We start from the raw sequence: 20454 nt of genomic DNA on the forward strand, positions 1-20454 counted from the left end.
ACTATTGGTTCATACTCCCGTCAAGCAGTTTTCCGGGATTCTTATCCAGGAAGGCTTCTGCATCCTTGTCATTTTCGAAGGCAATGATGGTTCCCCCCATTGGTCCGTGGGCGGAAGGGGAATTGATGAGGATGGCAAGATGCAGTGGGATCAGTTTTCCGCTGCCGCCATAGTCAGCCACAAATTTTTCGCCTTGTTCAGCATCATCGCCATCTTTCGCTTTAAGGTAACTGGTCAGGCAGGAAAGGTCATCAAAAAAATAGGCCTTCCCTTTTGTAGTGACCAGTTCACAACCAAATCTTTTGTCCATGATGGTCATCTTGCAATGTTCGCAACCGACCTGTCCGTAAGGGATCTCTTTAGGGCCGCTGTTGCAGGAGCTAAGCAGGGACACCGATAGGATCAGCAGGGGTAAATTGCTGTAAGGGGACCTGTTCTTACGGTTTTTCCTGAGTTCCAGGACAGTGCAGCCGGTGAGGCAGACGCCAACGATCACAAAGATCCAGCCACCGCTGTCGGGCATGGAATAGGCCGCGAAATTCAATAATTGTTTATACCCGATGAGGGGTGGTTGGTAGGCCATGCCTGGCACCTTGATCGCTGCATTGGGGTCGAGGTTATGGCCGTAGTTGTATTCCCAGATATAAAAATCAGTCATGGCTATCACGCCAAACAAAAGCAGGAAGATGAACCATGCGAGGAAGAACCATTTTCGGTTAATGATGGCTGATAGCAGACCGAAGATCGCCAGGGCGGCAATGAGGTAGGGTAGAACGATGAATTCAACGAAATCCTTTTCGTGAATGGTATTCATACCTATGTAGTGGTTAAGGCCGTTGATGATCTCTACATCCCCGCCGAGTTTATTGGCGTAGATCTGCATGAATAAGCCTTCCGGGTACTGCGGTGCAACAAGGTCGATCCTCCAGATAGGCAGGAAGATAACAGCTGCGAGTCCGGCTGCACAAATGAGGCAGGTGATCCTTGTTATTCCTGAAAGTGGCTTGTTCATATTACTGAGGTGTTGGGAAAAATGGGGCCTGCCGGTATTGGCAGACCCCTGGGTTGCTCTAAGGGTTACTGTTTGGTGCTGTCCTTTACAGGAGCTTTGGGGTCGCTGGAATTCTTTCCAAGACTAAAGGTGATGGGCACATTGCTGCCCTTGGGGCTCACCCTTACATAGCCCTGCATTTCCTGGTGAAGGGCACTGCAGAAGTCAGTACAATAGATCGGGAAGATGCCCACGCGATCCGGTACCCACTTCAGGGTTTGGGTTTCACCGGGCATGATCAGGAGTTCAGCATTGGCGGCGCCTTTAACGGCAAAGCCATGCGGTACGTCCCAATCCTGTTCCAGGTTGGTTACGTGGAAATACACTTCATCACCAAGTTTCACGCCTTCTATGTTGTCGGGTGAGAAGTGGGAACGGATGGAGGTCATGTAAACATGCACCTTGTTTCCTTCGCGTACCACTTTACTTTCCTTCTCGCCTTTGGCCACATAAGGATTCTTGTTCTCTTCGATCTTGTAGATCTTCCTGGAGTTCTTGGAGATCAGTTCAGCCGGTGCCGCCTGGGCGTAATGCGGTTCGCCGATGGTTGGGAAGTCATTGATCAATTGCATCTTGTCGCCGCTGATATCATAGATCTGTGCACTTTGGGCCAGTTCAGGTCCGGTTGGGAGATAGCGGTCCTTGGTGATTTTGTTGTAGCCGATCACGTACTTCGGACTGGGCTTCTTGCTGTCGCCGCCGGGTACACAAAGGTGGCCGATGGAATAGTAGGTGGGAGCGCGGTCCAGCACTTTCAGGTCCTTGATATTCCATTTCACGATCTCAGAGGAAACGAAGAAAGATGTATATGCGTTGCCTTTACCATCAAACTCGGTATGCAAGGGGCCAAGACCGGGTTTCTGCACTTCACCATGGAGTGCTGCTTCATACTTAACTACAGGGATCCCTTCATATTCGCCTTCGAAAGTCTTGTCAGCAATCGCTTTCTGCAATTTCTGGAAAGAGAATACGGGAATGAGTGCGGCCAGTTTACCACTACCTACAATGTATTCGCCGGTGGGGTCAACATCGCAGCCGTGAGGTGATTTGGGACAAGGGATCATATAGCAGATATCCTTGAGAGCCACTGCATCCAGCACGGTCACTTCATCCAGGATCTCATGGGTGGCAGTATGGGCGTTCTCGTCATAGCGGTTGCGGGCGTACTTCACTTTCTGCTTAACACCCTTGCCTGCTTTCAGGTATTCTTCTGCCTTCTTCCAGTTCACGGCAAGGATAAAGTCCTTATCGCGCTGGGAGGCATTCACTTCGAGGAGGGTATTGGCCTGTTCGGAGTTATAGCAGCTGAAGAAGAACCATCCATGGCTGGGGCCCTTGCCGGCATGGCTGAGGTCGAAGTTCACGCCAGGCAGCAATAACTGGAAGGCGATGTCCATCTTACCATCCTTGGCAACGCTGATGAAGCTGATGGTGCCCCTGAAATTTTCCTTGTAGGTGCTGATGGGTACATCCCCATTGGTATAGTCAGGCGGAACGGAGAAACGGGTACCCGCTACTACGTACTCGGTATTCTCTGTGATGAAAGGGGAAGAGTGGTTACCCGCGCTGTTGGGTAATTCAATGATCTCTGCGGTGCGGAAAGTGGTGAGGTCGATCCTGGCAACACGTGGGGTATTGTTCGCATTTCCGAATACCCAGCGTCCATCGATCTCGCCATTGGTCTGGGAGAGTTCAGGGTGGTGCAGGTCGTCCCAGGGAACGAAACCGTGGGAGGTCATCAGCATGGGTTTGGTTTCCTCGCTGTAGCCATAGCCTTTTTCCGGGTCAACAGAGAAAACAGGGATCACGCGGAAGAGTCTTCCTGAAGGAAGGCCATACACGCTCATCTGGCCGCTGAAGCCGCCGGATACGAAATTGTAAAACTCGTCGTACTTACCGGGTGGCACATAGGCCTTGATAGCTGCATCGCCACTCACGGCGCTGCCGGCTGATTTTGGTTTGCAGGCATTGAAGCTGAACAGGCTCGCAGCCGCCAGCAGGGCCATGCAGGTTTGTTGAATGTTCTTCATTGTATGTGATTGTTAGGGTTTTGCTTACTTAACACCGTCATTCTTGCGCATGAACTCCAGGATATGGCGGGCATCATCATCACTCAGGCTTTGGTTGGGCATGCGTACCATACAGATCTCCAGCTGTGCCTGGGCCTTGGGGTCCTTGTCCAGCATTTCGTCAACATTGGTAACGAAGTTCATGATCCATTCAGGCTTATTCCTTTGGGTTACTCCTTTCCATCCGGGGCCTACGAGTTTTTCATCGGTCAGTTTATGGCAGGCGGCGCATTTAACATCATATACCTGTTCGCCTTTGGTGGCCATGGCTGCATCGAGTTTGTCGCCCAGTTCAATGGCGCTGAATTTGCCAATGCCTTTCTCCGGGCTTGAGGGGGTGGCAGCCTGTTCTGCTGCCGGTTGGGTAGCGTCCTTGTTTTCTTCCTTAGCGGTGTCTGCCCCGCCGCATGCGTAAATAAGTCCCAGCATACCGGCGATGAAGAGTAACTTTTTCATGATGATTGATTTGGTTGAGTGATTAACAACCACAAGTTTAGCTGAGGCCTGAAGGAGCAATTATGATTCGAGTCATAATTGGGTAAATGGGTTCGATATTGGGGGAAAATCATGTAGCTGAATGATATTGGTCAGTTGGCTGTCCTGTTCAATTTCAGCCAGGGTAAGGTTGAAGGTCATGTTATCGCGGGGGAAGTGAGGATAGATTTGTTCATCAAATTACCCAACATGAACCATCAACCCTCTATCAACGAAGATCTCCTACTGAGTTGGGGTGCTACATACAAGAAGGTTAAGAAAGGTGAACTTATTTTCCTGGAAGGCACACATGCCTGTTTTTACCACCAGGTAGTGGAGGGTAGGGTGCGTTGGGTGAATATCAATGAAGAAGGCCGGGAGTTCATCCAGGTGATCATTGAGGAAGGGGAGAGTTTTGGTGAATTCCCCTTATTTGATGACAAGCCCTATGCGGCTACCGCTATCGCGGATGAGGATTGTACCCTGCTTCGGCTCCACAAGAGCAGTTTCCTTCAACTCATCAAGGCGAATTTTGAAGTGCATTTCCACTTTACCAGGCTGCTGGTAGAGCGCCTCCGCTTTAAGTTCATGACCTTGAAAGAGATCGCCTATAATAACCCTGAACAGCGGATATCCACCTTGCTGAACTATTACAAGAAGAACAATTCCAATGAAATCAGCGGCCGTTTGTGTAAGCTCCACCTTACCCGCCAGCAGATTGCGGATATGACAGGCCTGAGGGTGGAGACCGTTATCCGGACCATCCGGAACCTTCATGATAAGGGTGCCCTTACCATCCAGAGGGGAAAGGTCTTCTATTAAAACCTGCGTTGAATCATCTTTTGGGCTGGCCAAACCGGTTTCCTTTGTAAAAAACAACACTGATGAATGCCTTGGGGAAAACCTGGTGCCGTATTGCCCTCTTCAATTTTTTCCTGCTCGCCCTGGTGGGCCTGCTACTCAGGGTGAAGATCATGGCCTCCCTGCCCTGGCTGAATTACAAGCACCTGTTGCATGCCCATTCGCATTTTGCCTTTGCCGGCTGGGTGAGTCTCTGCCTAATGGGCGTATTGGTTGGACTGCTGCCAATTGAACAAGCGAGGAAATTCCAGCCTTTATTTGTTGCCCAGCTGATCAGTGCAGTGGGTATGTTGTCCAGCTTTCCCTTCCAGGGTTATGGTGCGGTTTCGATCTTTTTTTCAACTGCCTCCGTACTGGTATCCTACTGGTTCGCTTTCCGGATGTGGCGTTCAGCTCCTGCTACCGGCTTAGGGGAGGCAGCCCTGTTGTCTTTAAAGGCTGCCTTGGTCTTCCTGGTATTGTCCTCTTTGGGTACCTTCTATCTCGCCTGGCTGATGGCCAATAAGATCGATCATCCGCAACATTATTTTGGCGCGGTATATTTCTACCTGCATTTTCAATACAATGGCTGGTTCCTCTTCGGGATATTGGCCATCCTGTTGTCGATGGTGAAAAGCAGGGTGGTGGCAGGGCTCGAAAGCAGTATGCTCTTAATGGTGGTGAGTGCTGTTCCGGCCTGTGCCTTATCTGCGCTCTGGATGCGCCTTCCCGCCTGGTTATACGTACTGGCTGCTGTGGCCGGTATTGTTCAATTGATCGGTTTTGCGCTGTTCCTGCGGGCCTTGTGGAGCCAGTGGCAATGGTTGAAGCTGGAAAAGCCTGTAAGGCAGGTATGGCTGATCGCCATCGCTGCCATGGGCATCAAGTTCCTGCTGCAGGCTTTCTCCGCTATCCCATTCTTCTCCAAATTTGCCTTTGCCTACCGGCCTATCGTGATCGGTTACCTCCACCTGGTATTGCTGGGATGCATCTCGCTTTTCCTGGTGGGCTGGTTAATGCAGGTAGGGCTGGTCGCCCTACGGCAACAGCGGTTACCCATTGCAGTTGGTTTGTTGTTGGCGGGTATTGCCCTCACCGAGCTGACGCTGATGGTCCAGGGAATTGCCTCCATCAGTTATACTGCCTTCCCCCTGGCCAATCCCATCTTATTGGCTGCGGCATTGTTGTTGGTCCTGGCAACCGGTGCCCTGAACTTCCCCCATCACCGGCGCGGGTCCCATGATGAATAAGGAGAAGTCCCTGTTTATTGGTTTATTTGCGCATGGCTAAAGTTATTCTGATCACCGGGGTATCTTCCGGTTTAGGGGAGGCCCTGGCAAATTATTTTTCAGCAAAGGGACATACCGTTTATGGCGCGTCACGCAGGCCGGTATCGGGACAGCATTTCCGGCACCTGGTGATGGATGTGGGCAGGCAGGAGTCGGTACAGCAGGGTGTGGCCAAGGTGCTGCAGGAAGAAGGAAGGATCGACGTGCTGATCAATAATGCGGGACTGGGCATTGCCGGTCCGCTCGAGTACCTTACGGAAGGGGATATACGCGCAGTGCTGGATACCAATATCATTGGGGTGATGAATACCTGCCAGGCCGTACTGCCCGCCATGCGGCAGCAGGGTAGTGGCCTTATCATCAATATCAGTTCCATTGGCGCGGAGATCGGCCTGCCTTTCAGGGGCCTCTACAGTGCTTCCAAGGCAGCTGTTGACCGGCTTACCGAATCCATCAGGATGGAGATGGCAGCCTATGGCGTGAAGGCCTGTGTGGTGCAGCCGGGTGATATCCGTACGGCCATCAACCAGCACCGTCTCGCCACGGGTGTTGATGCCGGTAGCGTTTACCATAAGTCCTTTGCCCGTACCAATGAGCTGATCAACGAAGGCGTGAGCAAGGGCATGGATCCTGTGGAAGTCTGCCGCCTGGTGGATAAGGTGCTGCAAACCCCTTCCCCGAAAGCGATCTACCGCATCGGCAAGCCCCTGGAAAAACTATCGGTTACGCTTAAACGCATATTGCCTTCCGCTGTTTTTGAGAAAATGGTGAGGAAGCACTATGAGTGAGAACATGTATCCCATCCATCACATCCCCGCCCTCCCTCCCCTTGCCCTGATCACGGAGCTTTCGCCGAAGCGGTGCTTTACGCTGTCGATGGCCTGGTAGAGGCGTACCATTTCCTGCGTGCTGTCGAAGAGGTTGAGCTGGTAATTGCCCGGGATCAGCTGCGTGAAGCGGATGCCCAGCAAGCGTACCAGCATGCGCCTGTCGTAGAGCTTGAAGAACAGTTCCTTCGCGGTTTGCAGCAGGATATGGTCCGCAGCGGTATAGGGGATGCTGCATTGCCTGGTCACCGTATCAAAATTGGCATAGCGCAACTTCACGGTCACGCAGCCTGTCAGCTTGTTCTGCTCCCTCAACTGGAAACCGATGCTTTCGGTCATGCGCACCAGTTCGCCATGCAGGAAGTTCACGTCAATGGTGTCCGTAGGGAAGGTCTGTTCGGTGGAAATGGACTTCTGTTCACGGTAAGGCACAACCGGTGATTCATCAATGCCCTGTGAACGTTTCCATAATTCAATGCCGTTCTTGCCCAGCAGGTTGTGCAGCATCTGCATCGGGATCTCGCTGAGGGTGCGGACGGTCTCCACGCCCATCTGGATCAGGAGGTGCGCGGTCTCTTTGCCAATGCCGGGTATCTTGTTGATCGCAAGCGGGGCGAGGAAGGAACGTTCTTCGCCAAAGGGGATCACCAGCTGGCCATTGGGTTTCACTTCATTGGTACCCACCTTGCTCACCAGTTTATTGCTGGCCAGCGCATAGGAAATGGGCAGGCCGCTTTCCTTCATGATCTTCTGCTTCAGCTCCGCCGTGAACTTGCTGCAGCCGAAGAATTTATCCATGCCGCTGAGGTCGATATAGAATTCATCGATGGATGATTTCTCGAACAGTGGCACGCTGTCGGCAATGATCTCGGTCACCAGCTTTGAGTATTTGCTGTAGCTCTCCATATCGCCGCTGATGATGAGGGCATGCGGACAAAGCCGCCGCGCCAGTTTCATGGGCATGGCGCTGTGGATGCCGAACTTGCGTGCTTCGTAGCTGCAGGCCGCCACCACGCCGCGGTCGCCGGAGCCGCCGACGATCAGGGGCTTGCCTTTCAGTGCCGTATTCTTCAGGCATTCCACCGATACAAAGAATGCATCGAGGTCCAGATGGGTGATATGTCGTTCTGCCTTGGCTGTCATCTTATTCCTTGTTTCTTCTTGGTTTGTAACCGGGTTTCTCCAACTGCTCCACTTCCAGGTTGTATACCCCGAATTCCTCCACCACCTTCCCCGTGAGCCGGTAGAAGCCTGTGCCTGACAAAGGGTAACGGGCAAGGCTATCCGGGAAATGCACCGTATCGATCCAGTTGAGTTCATGGTCGATGAAGGTGCCGAAGCACATGGTCTCGCCCTTTACCGTTCGTACCGGTTTATAGGTGACCAGGTAGCCCAGCATGGTGATGCGTTCATGCTTGTACCGGCTCATATCCTTTGCCGCTACATATTGCGCCGGGTCATCATCCACCAGGGGGAAGGGCGAGTAAAGGGTAAAGCCCATCAGTTCCACCTGGTCATAGAGGTCATCCATCTCATGTACGGGAAGGTCGGGAAGGGTGAACTCCATTGCCGGTTCCTGGAAGAGCTTGTTGCCAACCGCTGTGGTTGCGTGTTGCCTCGATTGCAGGAAGTTGGCTTCCCAGAGCAATTGCTTCTTGCTGCGGCCGGTGAAACGCAAGGCGTTGATGCGGATGAGCAGGTTCAATGTTTCCCGACCCACCTGCGTGCGTTCAATGAAATCCTGCAGGTGCAGGAAAGGGCCATTCCTTTTCCTTTCTTCCAGCAGCTGCAGGATCATCTCTTCTTCCAGCGACTTCACATGGATGAAACCCACGTACACCTCATTGCCTTTGATATTGGTAAGCCAGTCGCTGTTGTTGACACAGGGCAGGTGGATGGCCGCGCCTGTCTTGTGCAGTTCGTAGAAGTAAAGTTCACGGCTGTAGAAGCCGCCGAAATTGTTGATCACCGCCACCATGAACTCCTTCGGGTAATAGGTCTTCAGGAAAAGGCTCTGGTAGCTTTCCACGGCAAAGGATGCGGAGTGGGCCTTCGAAAAACTATAGCCGCTGAAACTTTCGATCTGCCGCCATACTTCCTTCGTGATCTCATCGGGATAGCCTTTCTCACTGCAGTTGGTGAAGAACTTGTCGCGGATGCGCAGCATCTCCTTGTTGCCGCGGTACTTGCCACTCATGGCCCGGCGCAGGATATCCGCTTCACCCATGTCGAGACCCGCAAAATGGTGGGCCACCTTGATCACGTCTTCCTGGTACACCATTACGCCATAGGTCTCCTGCAGCAGTTCCTTCATCACGGGGTGGATATAGTCGAATGAGTCGGGATGATGGTAACGCTGGATATAGGCTTTCATCATGCCGCTGCTGGATACGCCGGGCCGGATGATGGAACTCGCCGCCACCAGCGTGATGTAGTCATCGCATTCCAGCTTGCGCAGGAGCTGGCGCATGGCCGGGCTTTCGATATAGAAGCAGCCGATGGTGTTCACTGTCCTGATCTGCTCCCGCACTTTCGCATCTTTCTTGAACTGCTCGATGTCGTGGATGTTCACACTGACCTGCTGGTTCTCACGGACAAGCCTAAGCGATTCCTTGATATGGCCCAGCCCGCGCTGGCTGAGGATATCCAGTTTGTACAGTCCCACCTGTTCGGCAACGAACATGTCGATCTGCGTGGTGGGAAAACCCTTGGGCGGCATGTGCACGGCTGTATAGGTGGTGATGGGCGCTTCGCTGATGAGCATGCCTCCCGGGTGGATGCTGAGGTGGTTGGGGAAATTCATCAGCAGGCGGCCGTATTGCAGCACCAGGTCCTGGATATGGTCTTCCCCTTTCTTTGCCCCGAAGGCCGTGCTGCGCGAGTAGTAGCCTTTCACCGACAGTTGGTCGATCTCGGCCTTGGGCAGCCCGAATACCTTTCCCAGTTCGCGCACCAGGGCATTGTACTGGAAAGTGGTGACCATGCCGAGCAGGGCCACCTGCCTGCGGCCATAGCGCTTGAAGACATAGTCGATCACATCGTCGCGGTCCAGCCAGGAGAAGTCGATGTCGAAATCGGGCGGCGAGGTCCGGTAGGGATTGAGGAAGCGTTCGAAGTAAAGGTCGAGTTCAATGGGGTCCACATCGGTGATCTGCAGGCAATAGGCCACGATGGAATTGGCGCCGCTGCCCCTTCCTACATAATAATAGCCGCGGCTTTGCGCATAGCGGATGATGTCCCAGGTGATCAGGAAATAGGCGTTGAAGCCCAGCTGGTCGATGATGGCCAGTTCCTTGTTCACCCGCTCGCGCGCTGTTTTGTTGCGCTTGCCATAGCGCGCGATACAGCCATCATGCGCCAGCTTGGCCAGCAGGATGCGGTCGTCTTCAGCAGTGGCACTAAAGACCTTCTTGTTCTTGTCGCTGTGGAAGTCGAGCGCCAGCTGGCAGCGGTCGATCAGCTGGTAGGTATTGGTGATGATGAAAGGGTAGCGGGTGAAGGCCTCCAGGATCTTCGCGGGCGACAGGAAGGTTTCGTTGGCGGCAGCCTGGGTGGCGGGATCGAGCTTCGACAGCAGGGTGTTCTGGTCGATGGCCCGCAACAGGCGGTGTGCGTTGAAATGGCGCTTGTCGCGGAAGGTGACGGGTTGCTGGACCACCAGCTTGTGCTGGTAAGTGCTTACCGGGAAGCTAAATAATTTAGCAATATGGGCCGGCTGGACCCCGATGTATTCGTTAGGCCGCAAGGCAGCAGGGGGCAGCTTGTCCATGGGGTAAATGACGAAGACCCCGGAATCGGCCTCCGTCAGGTAATGGTCCTGCAGGTGCGCGGGGAAGGGAAGGCCCGCCTGCAGGTGGTGGGAGAGGAAGGTGTTGATGCGGCTGAAGCCCTCGAGGTGGACCGCCAGCAGGAGGTAGCAGCATTGGTTGTCGTTCCTGATCTCCGCTCCCAGTATGGGTTTGATGGATCTTTCCGTGCAATATTTATAGAAGTCCCAGGCATCGGTGGTCGCATTGATATTGGTGAGGGCCATGGCCGTAACACCCAGTTCGGCCCCTTCGTTCACCAGCTCTTCGGTGCCGAAAGTGCCGTAACGCAGACTGAAATAGGTTTTACAATTGAGGTACATGGCGAGTTGATTGGGGGAGTAAAAATACTAAAAAATTTAGTATTTCGTGATTATTTTGGATACCAGCAGGATGGCCATTCCTGCCTGTTAATATTGTTGAGCAGGATCAATTATGGGTAAAATGCCGGCAGGCATCCTCAAAAAATTAACGGTGCAATACGTAGTAAATTTAAATAAACATACGTATATTAAACTCATGGACACAAAGCTGACACTTTCGATCGATAAGGATGTAGTTGAAGAGGCTAAGAAATATGCCCGCAAGAGAAACACGTCATTGTCGCATCTTATTGAAAACTATTTGGTGAGTGTGACCTCAAAGGGTAAGGATCAGGAAAATGAAATCACGCCATTGGTAAAGAGCCTTTCGGGCGTATTGAAGATGGGTGGTAAGGAAGATCATAGAAAGCAGTATGGGGATTACCTGGCCAATAAGTACAAATAGCATGGAGAAGGTATTTATTGACACTGGCATAGCCCTTGATCTCCTGGCACAACGTGAACCTCATTATTCATTTGCGGCATCCCTGTTTAGTCTTGCAGATAAAGGGAAAATAGCCATTTATATCTCCTTGCTTTCATTCAGCAATCTGAACTATTTATTGTCGCGGCAATACAGTCCATCGGAGAGCAGGAGGATTTTATCCCGGTTCAAGGTATTGGTAAAAGTGCTTGCTGTTGATGATAAGATCATTGAATTGGCCTTAAGCTCTGCGTTCCGGGATTTTGAGGATGCTATTCAATATTTCACGGCCATTGAGAATGGTATCAAAAACCTGCTAACCCGTAATGTAAAGGATTATAAAGCGGCAAAAATAGCCGTACATACAGCCGAGTCTTATTTGAAAAGCATGTAAAGAAGCACACTGCCCAACCGGACAGTGTGCTGCAATCTTTGAGCACCCTAACTATACCAGGCAATTCCCCGTCATCATTTCCCCTGCTTAGCGCTTCATCAGCTTGAAACCGATCTCGCGGCCCTGACCCTGGAACATGGCCAGGTTGATCCAGAAGAAAGCAAACTGCTCCATCAGCTGGAACTTGTCGTTGCCACCCACATTGTAGCAGGCGCCGAAACCGGCATCCAGGGCCAGTTGTGTGGCTGCGGCCTTTCCCTTTTCAGAGTCCCCCGCTACAAAGGCATCGATCCGTTCGTTGCCGTAGCGCGTGTCGATCATATTGTTGAAGCCGGTGGTGTTGAAGCATTTCACCACATCGCGACTGGCGGTATGGGCCAGGATGGCATCGGTGGTGGTGACAAACCCTTCGGGTCCCCTGCCCATTACGATGTTCATGGCATCGATGATGACCTTACCTGAGGTGTCGCCCAGGGAGCGGGCCACTTCAATGGCCGCAGTGGCCGGTGTGGCCAGCAGCACTACTTCTGCGGCTGTCACAGCTTCCGCGATGGGGTGCACGGTGGTATGGGGATTGCTGAGCAGGTCCTTGCCCTTGAAGTTGGCAATGTCGTTCACACCGAGAAAAATGCGATGGCCAGCCTGGGCCCATTTGGTTGCTAAGGCACCGCCTACATTACCGGTGCCGATGATGGCAATGTTCATGATTGTTCCTGTTTTTTATCGTGAATGATCTTTTCCGGGATAAAATAAATAGCGATCGAGCCTTCATGGAAGGCTTTGATGCAGATGGTTGGTATCAGGTTGATCTGTGGCATGGATCAGAATAGGTAGCCTTTTTCGGGTTCGGTTTTCGCGGGTAATGCTTCCCCCAGCATTTCTTTCAGGTCGCGCTCAATGGTATTGCAGAGCGCGGTAAGCGGGATATCGGTCACCTTGTTCTCAAAGGGATCCTCATTGGCGGCTCCCGTTCTTTCCATGATCACGAATACGCCGGCAATGATGAGGCTGAGTGGAATGATGAGCCAGCTAAGGTCGGTATTGTTCTGCACAAAAAAGCCCAGCAGGCTGAAGGGCAGCAGGAGAGCGAATACATATACGAATACCCTGGTGAAGAAGTCGTATTGCCTCGGCAGGGGCGTGTTCTTGATGCGTTCGCAACTGCACTGGAAATTGGAGAAGCCTCCCAGTGTGGGTTCCATGCTGATATTGTCGAATGGGCCCAGCAGTTCCAGGCGCATCCCTTCCTTGATGCGGTTGCCCTGCACCAGCAGCAGGTGGTTGGGCTTGTTCTGTTTGGTCAATAGCTCCTGGTATTCTTCTTCCGGCAATAAAGCCTTCAGTTCTTCCCATGCATCCTGTTGGCGCAGGTGCAACCTCAGGGCATGGGCAAATGCTGCCTGGCGGTAGAGCAGTTCCTGTTGGAAGCCGCGGACTGTTGCTTCACTGGCCTTGCCTGTGGCGATGGCATTGGCGGTGTTGGAGATGACCTGCCTTGCCAGGATGCGGCTGTTGTTGATGATGCTGCCCCAGATGGTTCTGGCTTCCCACCAACGGCTATAGGCCGAGTTGTTGCGGAAGGCAATGAAGATGGCCAGTGCTGAACCCATTACGCCTGCTGGGGTGAAATTGAGGGCCATGGTCTTGCTGCCGGTCCATTGGTAAAGGGCCCAGACGGCTATTGACCAGAACAGGATAAAGCTCATGGGCTGCCGGGTGTATTGCCAGACCCTGATGGGACTGAAATTTCGTTTAATGATCATCGTTATTTAAAGTTTGCGACGGCGATCCCGAAGAGCAGGAAGCCATCCCTTTTCTTGATCCCCTCCAATACTATGCTCTCGTAGTTGTAGTTATAACCCACCCTGAAGGAGGTCATGCTGGTAAGGGGAAGTTCCAGGGCAAATTCGCCATGCAGGCGATAATTTTGGCGGTCCTCGAAGGACTGCTGTCCCCAGCATTCATACCTGAACTTGAGTTTGTTGTTCAGTAACCGGTGCTGGCCATATACCCTTATCGTTCCCCTGAAGGTTTCAATGAAGGGGTCATTGTCGTAGCGGCTGTTCCCGAAATTGTTCCGACTGTATTCGGCGCTCTCATAGGTGAGGGTGAAGGATAGCTTGAGCTGGTTGTCCTGCTTCGATAATGCCGCCCAGCTGATGCCCGGGCCGTATTGGTAACGCAGGGCGATCTCCCTTCTTTTATTGGTTTCTACCCAGGCCATGAGGTAGGGATAGAAGCGTTGGCGGGGATGGAGGTAGAAGAAGTTCCTGGAGAAGAGGTCGTTCTCGGTAAGGTTCTTAGCGATGGTGCCGTATTGGTAGGTGTTGGCCGTTCGGAAGGCCCATTGCTCGTGAACGGTATAGAGGTCGGCCGTGCCGATGAGCAATAACCTTTCCACATTCCCCGTGATCCAGGAGCCATTGGCCGTTAAGCGGTAACCGAATGGCAGGGTGTCCGTCTCGGTGAGCTGTGCTGCAGACACCAGGGGAAGGAACAGGATCAGTATGAATAAAATGCGTTTAGTCATTACTGTTAGTAATGTTGGGAAGGGAAGGCAGCGGAACACCGGCTAATGTGTTCCGCTGTCCTGTATCATACGCCCAATGCTTCGATCATCAGCCTGGCAGTAGCGGCACCGCTGTATTGCTGCTGGCCGGTGATGAGGTTGCCATCGCGCACGGCGAAGGGCTTGAACAGCCCGCCGGTGATGAAATTGGTGTTGGGGATCTTTTTGGCTTCCGTCTCGATCCAGAAGGGCTGGATCTTCATGCCTACGAAATTGTCGGCGAACTGCTCTTCGCTATCGGCGAAGCCGGTCCAGGTCTTGCCTTCCACCAGCAGTTTGCCATCGCTGCCGGTAGCCTTCAGCAATACGCAGGTGGCATGGCAAACGATGCCCACGGCCTTCTTTGCTTCATGGAACCTGGCCACTAACTGGTGCAGTGCCGTATTGTTGATAAAAGTGTACATGGGGCTCTGGCCGCCGGTCAGGAAAACACCATCGTAGTCGTTGATATTGATCTCGCTGATGGGACGGGTTTGTTCCAACAGTTGGGCATGGGAGGGGGAGTGTTTGAACCCAAGGGAGACCAGGTCGTGGGCGGAATAGCCGCTCTCGTGTTCGGGGTCACTGAAGCCGTCGGCCTGCAGGGCGCCACCTTCGGGGGAGAAGATATCTACCGCATAGCCTTTCTCCCTGAATTCCCAATAGGGATGGGTAAGTTCGGCCCACCAGAAGCCGATAGGCCATCCGGTTTGCTGGCTGGTAGAAGCATTGGCGGCGATAAGGGCGATCCTTTTGGGTTTGCCTGCATCGAGGGTGTTGATAGCTGCGCTCATGGTGATAAAGTTTTAGTTGTTTCTTTTGGTAAATTTGGCGCATACATTCCCAAAAAGATTATTGTATCTCATAAGTATAATACTTCCTTTTAGGAAAGTATCTTGAAAATCAAATTATTAAGGAATGCCTGAGTTCATTTATAACGGCAAAGTGTACTATAACCCGGTAGAATTTGCCATGGACAGGATCGGTGGGGTGTGGAAGATGCCTATCCTGTGGCGCCTGAAGGACAAGACGCTGCGGTATGGGGAATTGAAAAAGACCATGCCCAAGGTGACGCATAAGATGCTGACCCAGGCCTTGAGGGAATTGGAGGCCGAGGGTTTTGTAGAGCGAAAAGTGTATCCCGTGGTGCCGCCCAAGGTAGAATATTCCCTGACCCCGAGGGGGCAGGAGTCCATCAGGATCATCCATACCATACGGGAGTACGGTATTCACCTGATGGAGGAGTTTGGCTTACACATCGAGAAGAAATGATAAAGGGCGTTTAGGTATTGGGGTTAGTATATCCTTTTTTCAACAGGATCAAAGATTGGCGGCAGGCAGCCATAAGTAATAAAAAGGGTCAGTGGATTTAACTCCATTGACCCTTTTTGGTACACTTTCTATGAAAACTTGTCCTGCCTGTCCGGCAATTTCACACAGGTAAAAAACGGAGCTCCTTCGGTGATATTTTGTTGAGAGAGGTTTAATTATGGGAAATACCCAATGGCCTTGGGATTGTTGAGGGCGGTTTTGCAGGGAGTTTACCAAAGAGTAATTCTTGGTATTAAAAGTTTTGGATTAATGTTTTTTCAGCGTTTTGACCAATTGTTCATGATAAGATTAGATTCGTGTTTTCACGGAAAATAATCCATACATGTTGTAAAATTCAAAATTTCGGCGGTAAAAAATTTAACTAGCACGAATAGGGTATTTTAGGGAAAATGGCCCCATGATATTTTTGTAGTCCAAAAACCTTAGCCGTGAGAGTATTATTAGCCCTTTCATTATTAATCAACCTCATTTTTATTAGCTGGAACTACAAGCGAGTTTCAGAAATTGCTTCAAGAAAAGTTAAAGAGTATGCCAATCCCGATTGGGAAACAGTAAGTTTTAGGTTACAACGCGATGCACTGTTAAAGCGACTCCCGAACCACAACAACCAGGTCGTAATCATCGGCAATAGTCATGTCCAATATTTCGAATGGGCAGAGGCATGTGGTAACCCTAATGTGAAAAACAGGGGTATAGGAAGTGATGTGATCCAGGGGGTGATCAATAGGCTTCCTGATGTTATTTCCGATAGTACCAGAACATTGATAATAGAAGTAGGTATTAATGATCTTGCAAAAGGGAAATCGCCTGAATATCTTAATGAAAAAATTGTTCAGTTGATAAGGGTTGCAAAGTCGTTGCAGCCTTCAATTAAAGTTGTAATCAATAGTATTTTCCCGACCTCAAACCTGGTGCAAGGCACCAAACAGCCCTTGTCTCCCTTGATCATCAAAACCAATGAATTCTATCGTAAGGCAGCCGAGCAGAATGATGCGGTCTACGTTGATGTCTTTTCAAAACTAGGTGATGAGAATGGCTTGAATGAAAAGTATCATCCTGGGGATTTTCTTCATCTTAATGCTGATGGTTACGAAGTGTGGTTGAAAGAGTTGATGCCTTATTTAAAACAATAACTTGATTGTTCGAAGAAGTGAATTGCAAAGTATAAAAAAAACCCGCTCAATGAGCGGGCTTTGTATTTGTAGCGAGGACGGGAGTTGAACCCGTGACCTCCGGGTTATGAATCCGACGCTCTAACCAACTGAGCTACCTCGCCAAACGGGACGCAAAAATAGAGAATGGAGGGGAAATGATGAAAAGATTTTTAGAATTTTTTCTGGTGAGCGCATTGCGCTACAAAGAAAATGCCTTCCGTGGAAACGGAAGGCCTCAACGATTGCTTGCATACCCCCTTAGTGGGCATTATATTAAAGCTGGTGATGATCTGTTGGGTTCAGGCACTGGGCAAAATTGAAGTATTCCGGGTTGGGGGAAAGGGTTGGACGGGTTACCAAATCTTTAAATTAAGATCCGCGGTACGTGGGGAGAGAATGGATTAAGTAATTACCAGGGTCTATTTGAAAATAGTTGCCAATTGTAGGGCCATAAAAAATACATCGGGGTCCTCTCCGGGAGCTACGGTGTACCCGCATTTATTTTAACCCCAGCGGGGTCTCCCGAAGGGGACCCCGATGTATAAAAGGAGAAATAGTTTATATATCCAATAGCTAAGCTCATCTTCCAACTACCCGTTGGTCATAAGACACAACGGGGGCGACGGGGAGCCAAATCATTTCAATCCATAGTGGTACTCTTCAAGATTCCCCGATGAATATTCACCCAACCATTCATCAGGGTCCCCTGCGGGAGACCCTGCTGAGGTAAAAAGATCCGCGGTACGTGGGTGTAGAATGGATTGAGTAATTACCAGGGTTTATTTGAAAGTAGTTGCCAATTGTAGGGCCATAAAAAAGACATCGGGGTCCCCTCCGGGAGACCCCGATGGGGTTTAAAAGAATCTTTCTTTGCTGTATTGCGAAAACCCCTAAAAAAGCGCACCGATCAGGCTAGTTTGCCGGGATAGGCTTCCAATGCCTTCTCCAGCACATCCATGGCCGCATTGATCGCTTCCGCATTCAACACATAGGCCAAGCGAACTTCCTGCTTGCCCAGTCCGGGGGTGCCATAGAAGCCGGTTGCCGGTGCCAGCATCACGGTCTGGCCCTCATAACTAAATGATTCCAGCAGCCACTGGCAGAACCTGTCGGCATCGTCAATGGGCAGCTTGGCCATGGCATAGAAGGCGCCGCCGGGGTTCGGGCAGAATACGCCGGGCATCGCATTCAGGCGGCTCACCAGCACATCCCTGCGCTTCTGGTACTCTGCCTTGGTGGCATCAAAATAATTGTCGGGCAGGTCGATGGCCGCTTCGGCTGCGATCTGGGCAAAGCCGGGAGGGCTCAGCCTGGCCTGCGCAAATTTCATGGCAGCATCCAGCAATTCCTGGTTACGGGTAACAAAGGCGCCGATCCTGGCGCCACAGGCGCTGTAGCGCTTCGAGATGGTATCCATCAACACCACATGGTTGTCCACGCCTTCCAGCTGCATGGCGCTGAAATGCTCGCCTGCATAGCAGAACTCACGATAGGCCTCATCCGCAAACAGGAAGAGGTTATGCTTCTGGATGATCTGCTTCAGCACTTCCATTTCTTCCCTGCTGTAGAGGTAACCAGTGGGGTTGTTGGGGTTGCACACCACAATGGCCTTGGTTTTGGGCGTGATGGCCTTCTCAAATTCCTCGATGGGCGGCAGGGCAAAGCCGTTATCGATATGGGAGGTGATGGGTTTCACGATCACGCCGGCGGAAACGGCGAAGCCATTGTAATTGGCATAGAAGGGTTCGGGGATGATCACTTCATCGCCCGGGTCAAGGCAGGCCATAAAGCCAAAGAGGATGGCTTCTGAACCACCGGTGGTGACGATGATCTGGTTGTGGTTGACAGTGATGCCAACCTTATGGTAATATTCTACGAGTTTGCGGCGGTAGCTCTCGTTACCGGCGCTGTGGCTGTATTCCAGTACTTTGAAATCGGCATGGCGAACCGCGTCCAGCATGGCTTTGGGCGTTTCAATGTCGGGCTGGCCGATATTCAGGTGGTACACTTTCGTGCCTTTCTTCTTGGCTGCTTCCGCATAGGGGACAAGCTTTCTGATCGGGGAGGGAGGCATGGCCTGCCCACGCTTACTAATGGTTAACATGGCGCAAAGCTAAAGAATATAGGTTTTGAAAGGAGGGACTGTTGCATGAATGGCATTGCCCCAAGGGCTGACAGTTAATGGCTATTTCATCCTTCCCAATAGTTAGACGTATTCCAGGGGCCATTTTCCCTGGTCAATACTACTGGGGAAATTTGGAAAATGCTGTGTTTCCGGTTAAACTTCCTCATCCTTTTAACTGTTAAGTCCGCAATTTAATATTATTAATATCTCTAAATTGTATGGAAATCCCTTTTTTGGTGAGGGGGTTTCTTCAATCCTTCCATACCCACGGAAACCAAATATTGGGCGGCTCTGCTTAGGGTGAATATTGACTTTAATCCCCGATTACTACTCAAAAAAATCTTTATGACTACCGGATTCAGGAAAGAGCATGATTTCCTTGGCGAAAAGGAGATACCTAATGACAAATATTATGGGGTGCAAACCCTAAGGGCCCTGGAGAATTTCGATATCACCGGGATTCCCATTTCCAAGGAGCCGCTTTTCATAAAGGCCTTTGGTTATGTGAAGAAGGCCGCAGCACTGGCTAACCATGATTGCGGCGTTTTGAACAAGGAAGTGACCGATGCCATTTGTTTTGCTGCAGATGAACTGATCGCCGGCAAATACCTCGACCAGTTCATCAGCGACCTGATCCAGGGCGGTGCCGGTACTTCCTGCAACATGAATGTGAATGAAGTGATCGCCAATATTGGCCTGGAAAAATTAGGCCATCCCAAAGGGGCTTATGAGCACCTCCATCCCAATAACCATGTGAACTGCAGCCAGTCCACCAACGACGCTTATCCCACGGCTTTCCGGCTGGCACTTTACCTGAAGATCAATGTATTCATAGATGCCCTGAAGCAATTGCAGGAGTCCTTCGGGAAGAAGGGCAAGGAATTCGACAAGGTGCTGAAGATGGGACGCACCCAGTTGCAGGATGCCGTGCCCATGACCCTGGGCCAGGAATTCAATGCCTTTGCCACTACCATTGGTGAAGATGTTTCGCGCATGCAGGAAGTGCAATCCCTGATCCGTGAAGTGAATATGGGTGCTACTGCCATCGGTACCGGAGTGAATGCTCCACAGGGCTATGCCGAGAAATGTGTGGCCCACCTGAAGCAGATCAGCGGCATACCGGTAGTGCTGGCCCATGACCTGATCGAAGCCACTTATGATACGGGCGCTTATGTGCAGTTGAGCGGCACCATGAAGCGTTGTGCCGTTAAACTGAGCAAGATCTGCAATGACCTTCGCCTCCTGAGTTCCGGTCCGCGTTGCGGCTTGAACGAGATCAACCTGCCGCCCATGCAGCCGGGTTCTTCCATCATGCCGGGTAAGGTAAACCCGGTTATCCCCGAAGCCATGAACCAGACCTGCTTCTATGTGATCGGAGCTGACCTTACCATTACCATGGCGGCAGAGGCCGGTCAATTGCAATTGAACGTGATGGAACCGGTGATCGGATTCAGTTTGTTCACCTCCCTCGAATACATCACCAAGGCCTGCCATATGCTGCGCACCAAATGCGTGGATGGTATTACCGCCAATGTAGAAAGGACCAGGGAGATGGTGATGAACAGTATCGGTATTGTTACGCAGCTGAACCCCATATTGGGTTATGAGGAATCGGCCAGTATCGCCAAGGAAGCATTGAAGACCGGTAAATCGGTACACCAGATCGTGGTGCAGGAAAGGAAACTGATCACGCAGGACAAATGGGATGAGATCTATTCCATAGAGAACCTGATCAACCCCAAATTCATCAATCAGTAAA

Annotated in this window: 18 protein-coding genes and 1 tRNA gene; 8 read left to right on the plus strand and 11 right to left on the minus strand. The window is 51.3% G+C overall.

The features are described 5' to 3' along the window. Position 1: 1 nt before the first annotated feature. The 3 genes from KJS94_RS01140 to KJS94_RS01150 all read right to left on the minus strand — a co-directional run bounded on the left by KJS94_RS01140 (position 2) and on the right by KJS94_RS01150 (position 3576). Positions 2-1012, minus strand: a complete 1011-nt coding sequence (locus KJS94_RS01140; protein WP_214446923.1) for a nitrous oxide reductase accessory protein NosL — start codon at positions 1010-1012, stop codon at positions 2-4. A 65-nt stretch (positions 1013-1077) separates the two neighbouring features. After that, positions 1078-3081, minus strand: a complete 2004-nt coding sequence (gene nosZ, locus KJS94_RS01145) for a Sec-dependent nitrous-oxide reductase (protein ID WP_214446924.1) — start codon at positions 3079-3081, stop codon at positions 1078-1080. Positions 3082-3105: 24 nt separating this feature from the next. Further along, positions 3106-3576 carry a c-type cytochrome gene (locus KJS94_RS01150; RefSeq protein ID WP_214446925.1) on the minus strand — a complete coding sequence of 157 codons (471 nt, stop codon included), beginning with the start codon at positions 3574-3576 and terminating at the stop codon, positions 3106-3108. A 228-nt stretch (positions 3577-3804) separates the two neighbouring features. On the opposite strand from KJS94_RS01150, the gene KJS94_RS01155 reads away from it, so the two are divergent. From KJS94_RS01155 to KJS94_RS01165, 3 genes are all read left to right on the plus strand, one after another. Beyond that, positions 3805-4416 carry a Crp/Fnr family transcriptional regulator gene (locus KJS94_RS01155; RefSeq protein WP_214446926.1) on the plus strand — a complete coding sequence of 204 codons (612 nt, stop codon included), beginning with the start codon at positions 3805-3807 and terminating at the stop codon, positions 4414-4416. 62 nt (positions 4417-4478) lie between these two features. Further along, positions 4479-5684 (plus strand): hypothetical protein, encoded by a 1206-nt coding sequence (locus KJS94_RS01160; protein WP_214446927.1) that lies wholly within the window; start codon positions 4479-4481, stop codon positions 5682-5684. Positions 5685-5716: 32 nt separating this feature from the next. After that, positions 5717-6511 carry an SDR family oxidoreductase gene (locus KJS94_RS01165; RefSeq protein ID WP_214446928.1) on the plus strand — a complete coding sequence of 265 codons (795 nt, stop codon included), beginning with the start codon at positions 5717-5719 and terminating at the stop codon, positions 6509-6511. Positions 6512-6529: 18 nt separating this feature from the next. Here KJS94_RS01165 and dinB read toward each other — a convergent pair whose 3' ends face one another. Together dinB and KJS94_RS01175 are read right to left on the minus strand one after the other, a co-directional pair. Continuing rightward, the gene (gene dinB, locus KJS94_RS01170; protein WP_214446929.1) at positions 6530-7693 is read right to left on the minus strand and encodes a DNA polymerase IV; all 1164 of its coding nucleotides are present in this window, start codon (positions 7691-7693) and stop codon (positions 6530-6532) included. Between the two features lies 1 nt (position 7694). Then, positions 7695-10679 carry a DNA polymerase III subunit alpha gene (locus tag KJS94_RS01175; protein WP_214446930.1) on the minus strand — a complete coding sequence of 995 codons (2985 nt, stop codon included), beginning with the start codon at positions 10677-10679 and terminating at the stop codon, positions 7695-7697. Between the two features lie 196 nt (positions 10680-10875). On the opposite strand from KJS94_RS01175, the gene KJS94_RS01180 reads away from it, so the two are divergent. Beyond that, the gene (locus KJS94_RS01180; RefSeq protein WP_214446931.1) at positions 10876-11124 is read left to right on the plus strand and encodes a DUF6364 family protein; all 249 of its coding nucleotides are present in this window, start codon (positions 10876-10878) and stop codon (positions 11122-11124) included. Position 11125: 1 nt separating this feature from the next. Beyond that, positions 11126-11536, plus strand: coding sequence for a type II toxin-antitoxin system VapC family toxin (locus KJS94_RS01185; protein ID WP_214446932.1), 411 nt, complete (start codon positions 11126-11128; stop codon positions 11534-11536). An 87-nt stretch (positions 11537-11623) separates the two neighbouring features. Here the strand turns inward: KJS94_RS01185 and KJS94_RS01190 are convergent, their stop codons facing one another. From KJS94_RS01190 to KJS94_RS01205, 4 genes are all read right to left on the minus strand, one after another. Further along, positions 11624-12241: an NADPH-dependent F420 reductase gene (locus KJS94_RS01190; RefSeq protein WP_214446933.1), complete on the minus strand. Its 618-nt coding sequence runs from the start codon at positions 12239-12241 to the stop codon at positions 11624-11626. 116 nt (positions 12242-12357) lie between these two features. Continuing rightward, complete coding sequence (locus tag KJS94_RS01195; RefSeq protein ID WP_214446934.1) at positions 12358-13299, minus strand: bestrophin family protein; 942 nt, start codon at positions 13297-13299, stop codon at positions 12358-12360. Between the two features lie 2 nt (positions 13300-13301). Then, on the minus strand, positions 13302-14066 hold the full coding sequence (locus tag KJS94_RS01200) for a DUF481 domain-containing protein (protein WP_214446935.1): 765 nt from the start codon (positions 14064-14066) through the stop codon (positions 13302-13304). A 65-nt stretch (positions 14067-14131) separates the two neighbouring features. Further along, positions 14132-14878, minus strand: a complete 747-nt coding sequence (locus KJS94_RS01205) for a type 1 glutamine amidotransferase domain-containing protein (protein ID WP_214446936.1) — start codon at positions 14876-14878, stop codon at positions 14132-14134. A 124-nt stretch (positions 14879-15002) separates the two neighbouring features. Between KJS94_RS01205 and KJS94_RS01210 the strand changes: the two genes are divergently transcribed. Both KJS94_RS01210 and KJS94_RS01215 read left to right on the plus strand, forming a co-directional pair. Then, complete coding sequence (locus tag KJS94_RS01210) at positions 15003-15356, plus strand: winged helix-turn-helix transcriptional regulator (RefSeq protein WP_239804242.1); 354 nt, start codon at positions 15003-15005, stop codon at positions 15354-15356. 488 nt (positions 15357-15844) lie between these two features. After that, a complete protein-coding gene (locus tag KJS94_RS01215) occupies positions 15845-16549 on the plus strand; it encodes a GDSL-type esterase/lipase family protein (RefSeq protein WP_214446937.1) in 705 nt (234 codons plus the stop codon). A 69-nt stretch (positions 16550-16618) separates the two neighbouring features. Here the strand turns inward: KJS94_RS01215 and KJS94_RS01220 are convergent. Both KJS94_RS01220 and KJS94_RS01225 read right to left on the minus strand, forming a co-directional pair. After that, a tRNA-Met gene (locus tag KJS94_RS01220) sits at positions 16619-16692 on the minus strand. Positions 16693-17477: 785 nt separating this feature from the next. Continuing rightward, on the minus strand, positions 17478-18674 hold the full coding sequence (locus tag KJS94_RS01225) for a pyridoxal phosphate-dependent aminotransferase (RefSeq protein ID WP_214446938.1): 1197 nt from the start codon (positions 18672-18674) through the stop codon (positions 17478-17480). 366 nt (positions 18675-19040) lie between these two features. Here KJS94_RS01225 and aspA point away from each other — a divergent pair, with 366 nt between their 5' ends. Beyond that, a complete protein-coding gene (aspA, locus tag KJS94_RS01230) occupies positions 19041-20453 on the plus strand; it encodes an aspartate ammonia-lyase (protein ID WP_214446939.1) in 1413 nt (470 codons plus the stop codon). Position 20454 lies beyond the last annotated feature (1 nt).

This window comes from Flavihumibacter rivuli, from assembly GCF_018595685.2.
Taxonomy (GTDB): domain Bacteria; phylum Bacteroidota; class Bacteroidia; order Chitinophagales; family Chitinophagaceae; genus Flavihumibacter; species Flavihumibacter rivuli.

What these genes read in the sequence shown, in the direction of transcription:
- KJS94_RS01225 (WP_214446938.1), bottom strand. Translation starts at nt 18,674, where the DNA reads ATGTTAACCATTAGTAAGCGTGGGCAGGCCATGCCTCCCTCCCCGATC.
- KJS94_RS01140 (WP_214446923.1), bottom strand. Translation starts at nt 1,012, where the DNA reads ATGAACAAGCCACTTTCAGGAATAACAAGGATCACCTGCCTCATTTGT.
- KJS94_RS01160 (WP_214446927.1), top strand. Translation starts at nt 4,479, where the DNA reads ATGAATGCCTTGGGGAAAACCTGGTGCCGTATTGCCCTCTTCAATTTT.
- aspA (WP_214446939.1), top strand. Translation starts at nt 19,041, where the DNA reads ATGACTACCGGATTCAGGAAAGAGCATGATTTCCTTGGCGAAAAGGAG.
- KJS94_RS01180 (WP_214446931.1), top strand. Translation starts at nt 10,876, where the DNA reads ATGGACACAAAGCTGACACTTTCGATCGATAAGGATGTAGTTGAAGAG.
- KJS94_RS01210 (WP_239804242.1), top strand. Translation starts at nt 15,003, where the DNA reads ATGCCTGAGTTCATTTATAACGGCAAAGTGTACTATAACCCGGTAGAA.
- KJS94_RS01185 (WP_214446932.1), top strand. Translation starts at nt 11,126, where the DNA reads ATGGAGAAGGTATTTATTGACACTGGCATAGCCCTTGATCTCCTGGCA.
- KJS94_RS01190 (WP_214446933.1), bottom strand. Translation starts at nt 12,241, where the DNA reads ATGAACATTGCCATCATCGGCACCGGTAATGTAGGCGGTGCCTTAGCA.
- KJS94_RS01155 (WP_214446926.1), top strand. Translation starts at nt 3,805, where the DNA reads ATGAACCATCAACCCTCTATCAACGAAGATCTCCTACTGAGTTGGGGT.
- KJS94_RS01200 (WP_214446935.1), bottom strand. Translation starts at nt 14,066, where the DNA reads ATGACTAAACGCATTTTATTCATACTGATCCTGTTCCTTCCCCTGGTG.
- KJS94_RS01150 (WP_214446925.1), bottom strand. Translation starts at nt 3,576, where the DNA reads ATGAAAAAGTTACTCTTCATCGCCGGTATGCTGGGACTTATTTACGCA.
- dinB (WP_214446929.1), bottom strand. Translation starts at nt 7,693, where the DNA reads ATGACAGCCAAGGCAGAACGACATATCACCCATCTGGACCTCGATGCA.
- nosZ (WP_214446924.1), bottom strand. Translation starts at nt 3,081, where the DNA reads ATGAAGAACATTCAACAAACCTGCATGGCCCTGCTGGCGGCTGCGAGC.
- KJS94_RS01175 (WP_214446930.1), bottom strand. Translation starts at nt 10,679, where the DNA reads ATGTACCTCAATTGTAAAACCTATTTCAGTCTGCGTTACGGCACTTTC.
- KJS94_RS01205 (WP_214446936.1), bottom strand. Translation starts at nt 14,878, where the DNA reads ATGAGCGCAGCTATCAACACCCTCGATGCAGGCAAACCCAAAAGGATC.
- KJS94_RS01165 (WP_214446928.1), top strand. Translation starts at nt 5,717, where the DNA reads ATGGCTAAAGTTATTCTGATCACCGGGGTATCTTCCGGTTTAGGGGAG.
- KJS94_RS01195 (WP_214446934.1), bottom strand. Translation starts at nt 13,299, where the DNA reads ATGATCATTAAACGAAATTTCAGTCCCATCAGGGTCTGGCAATACACC.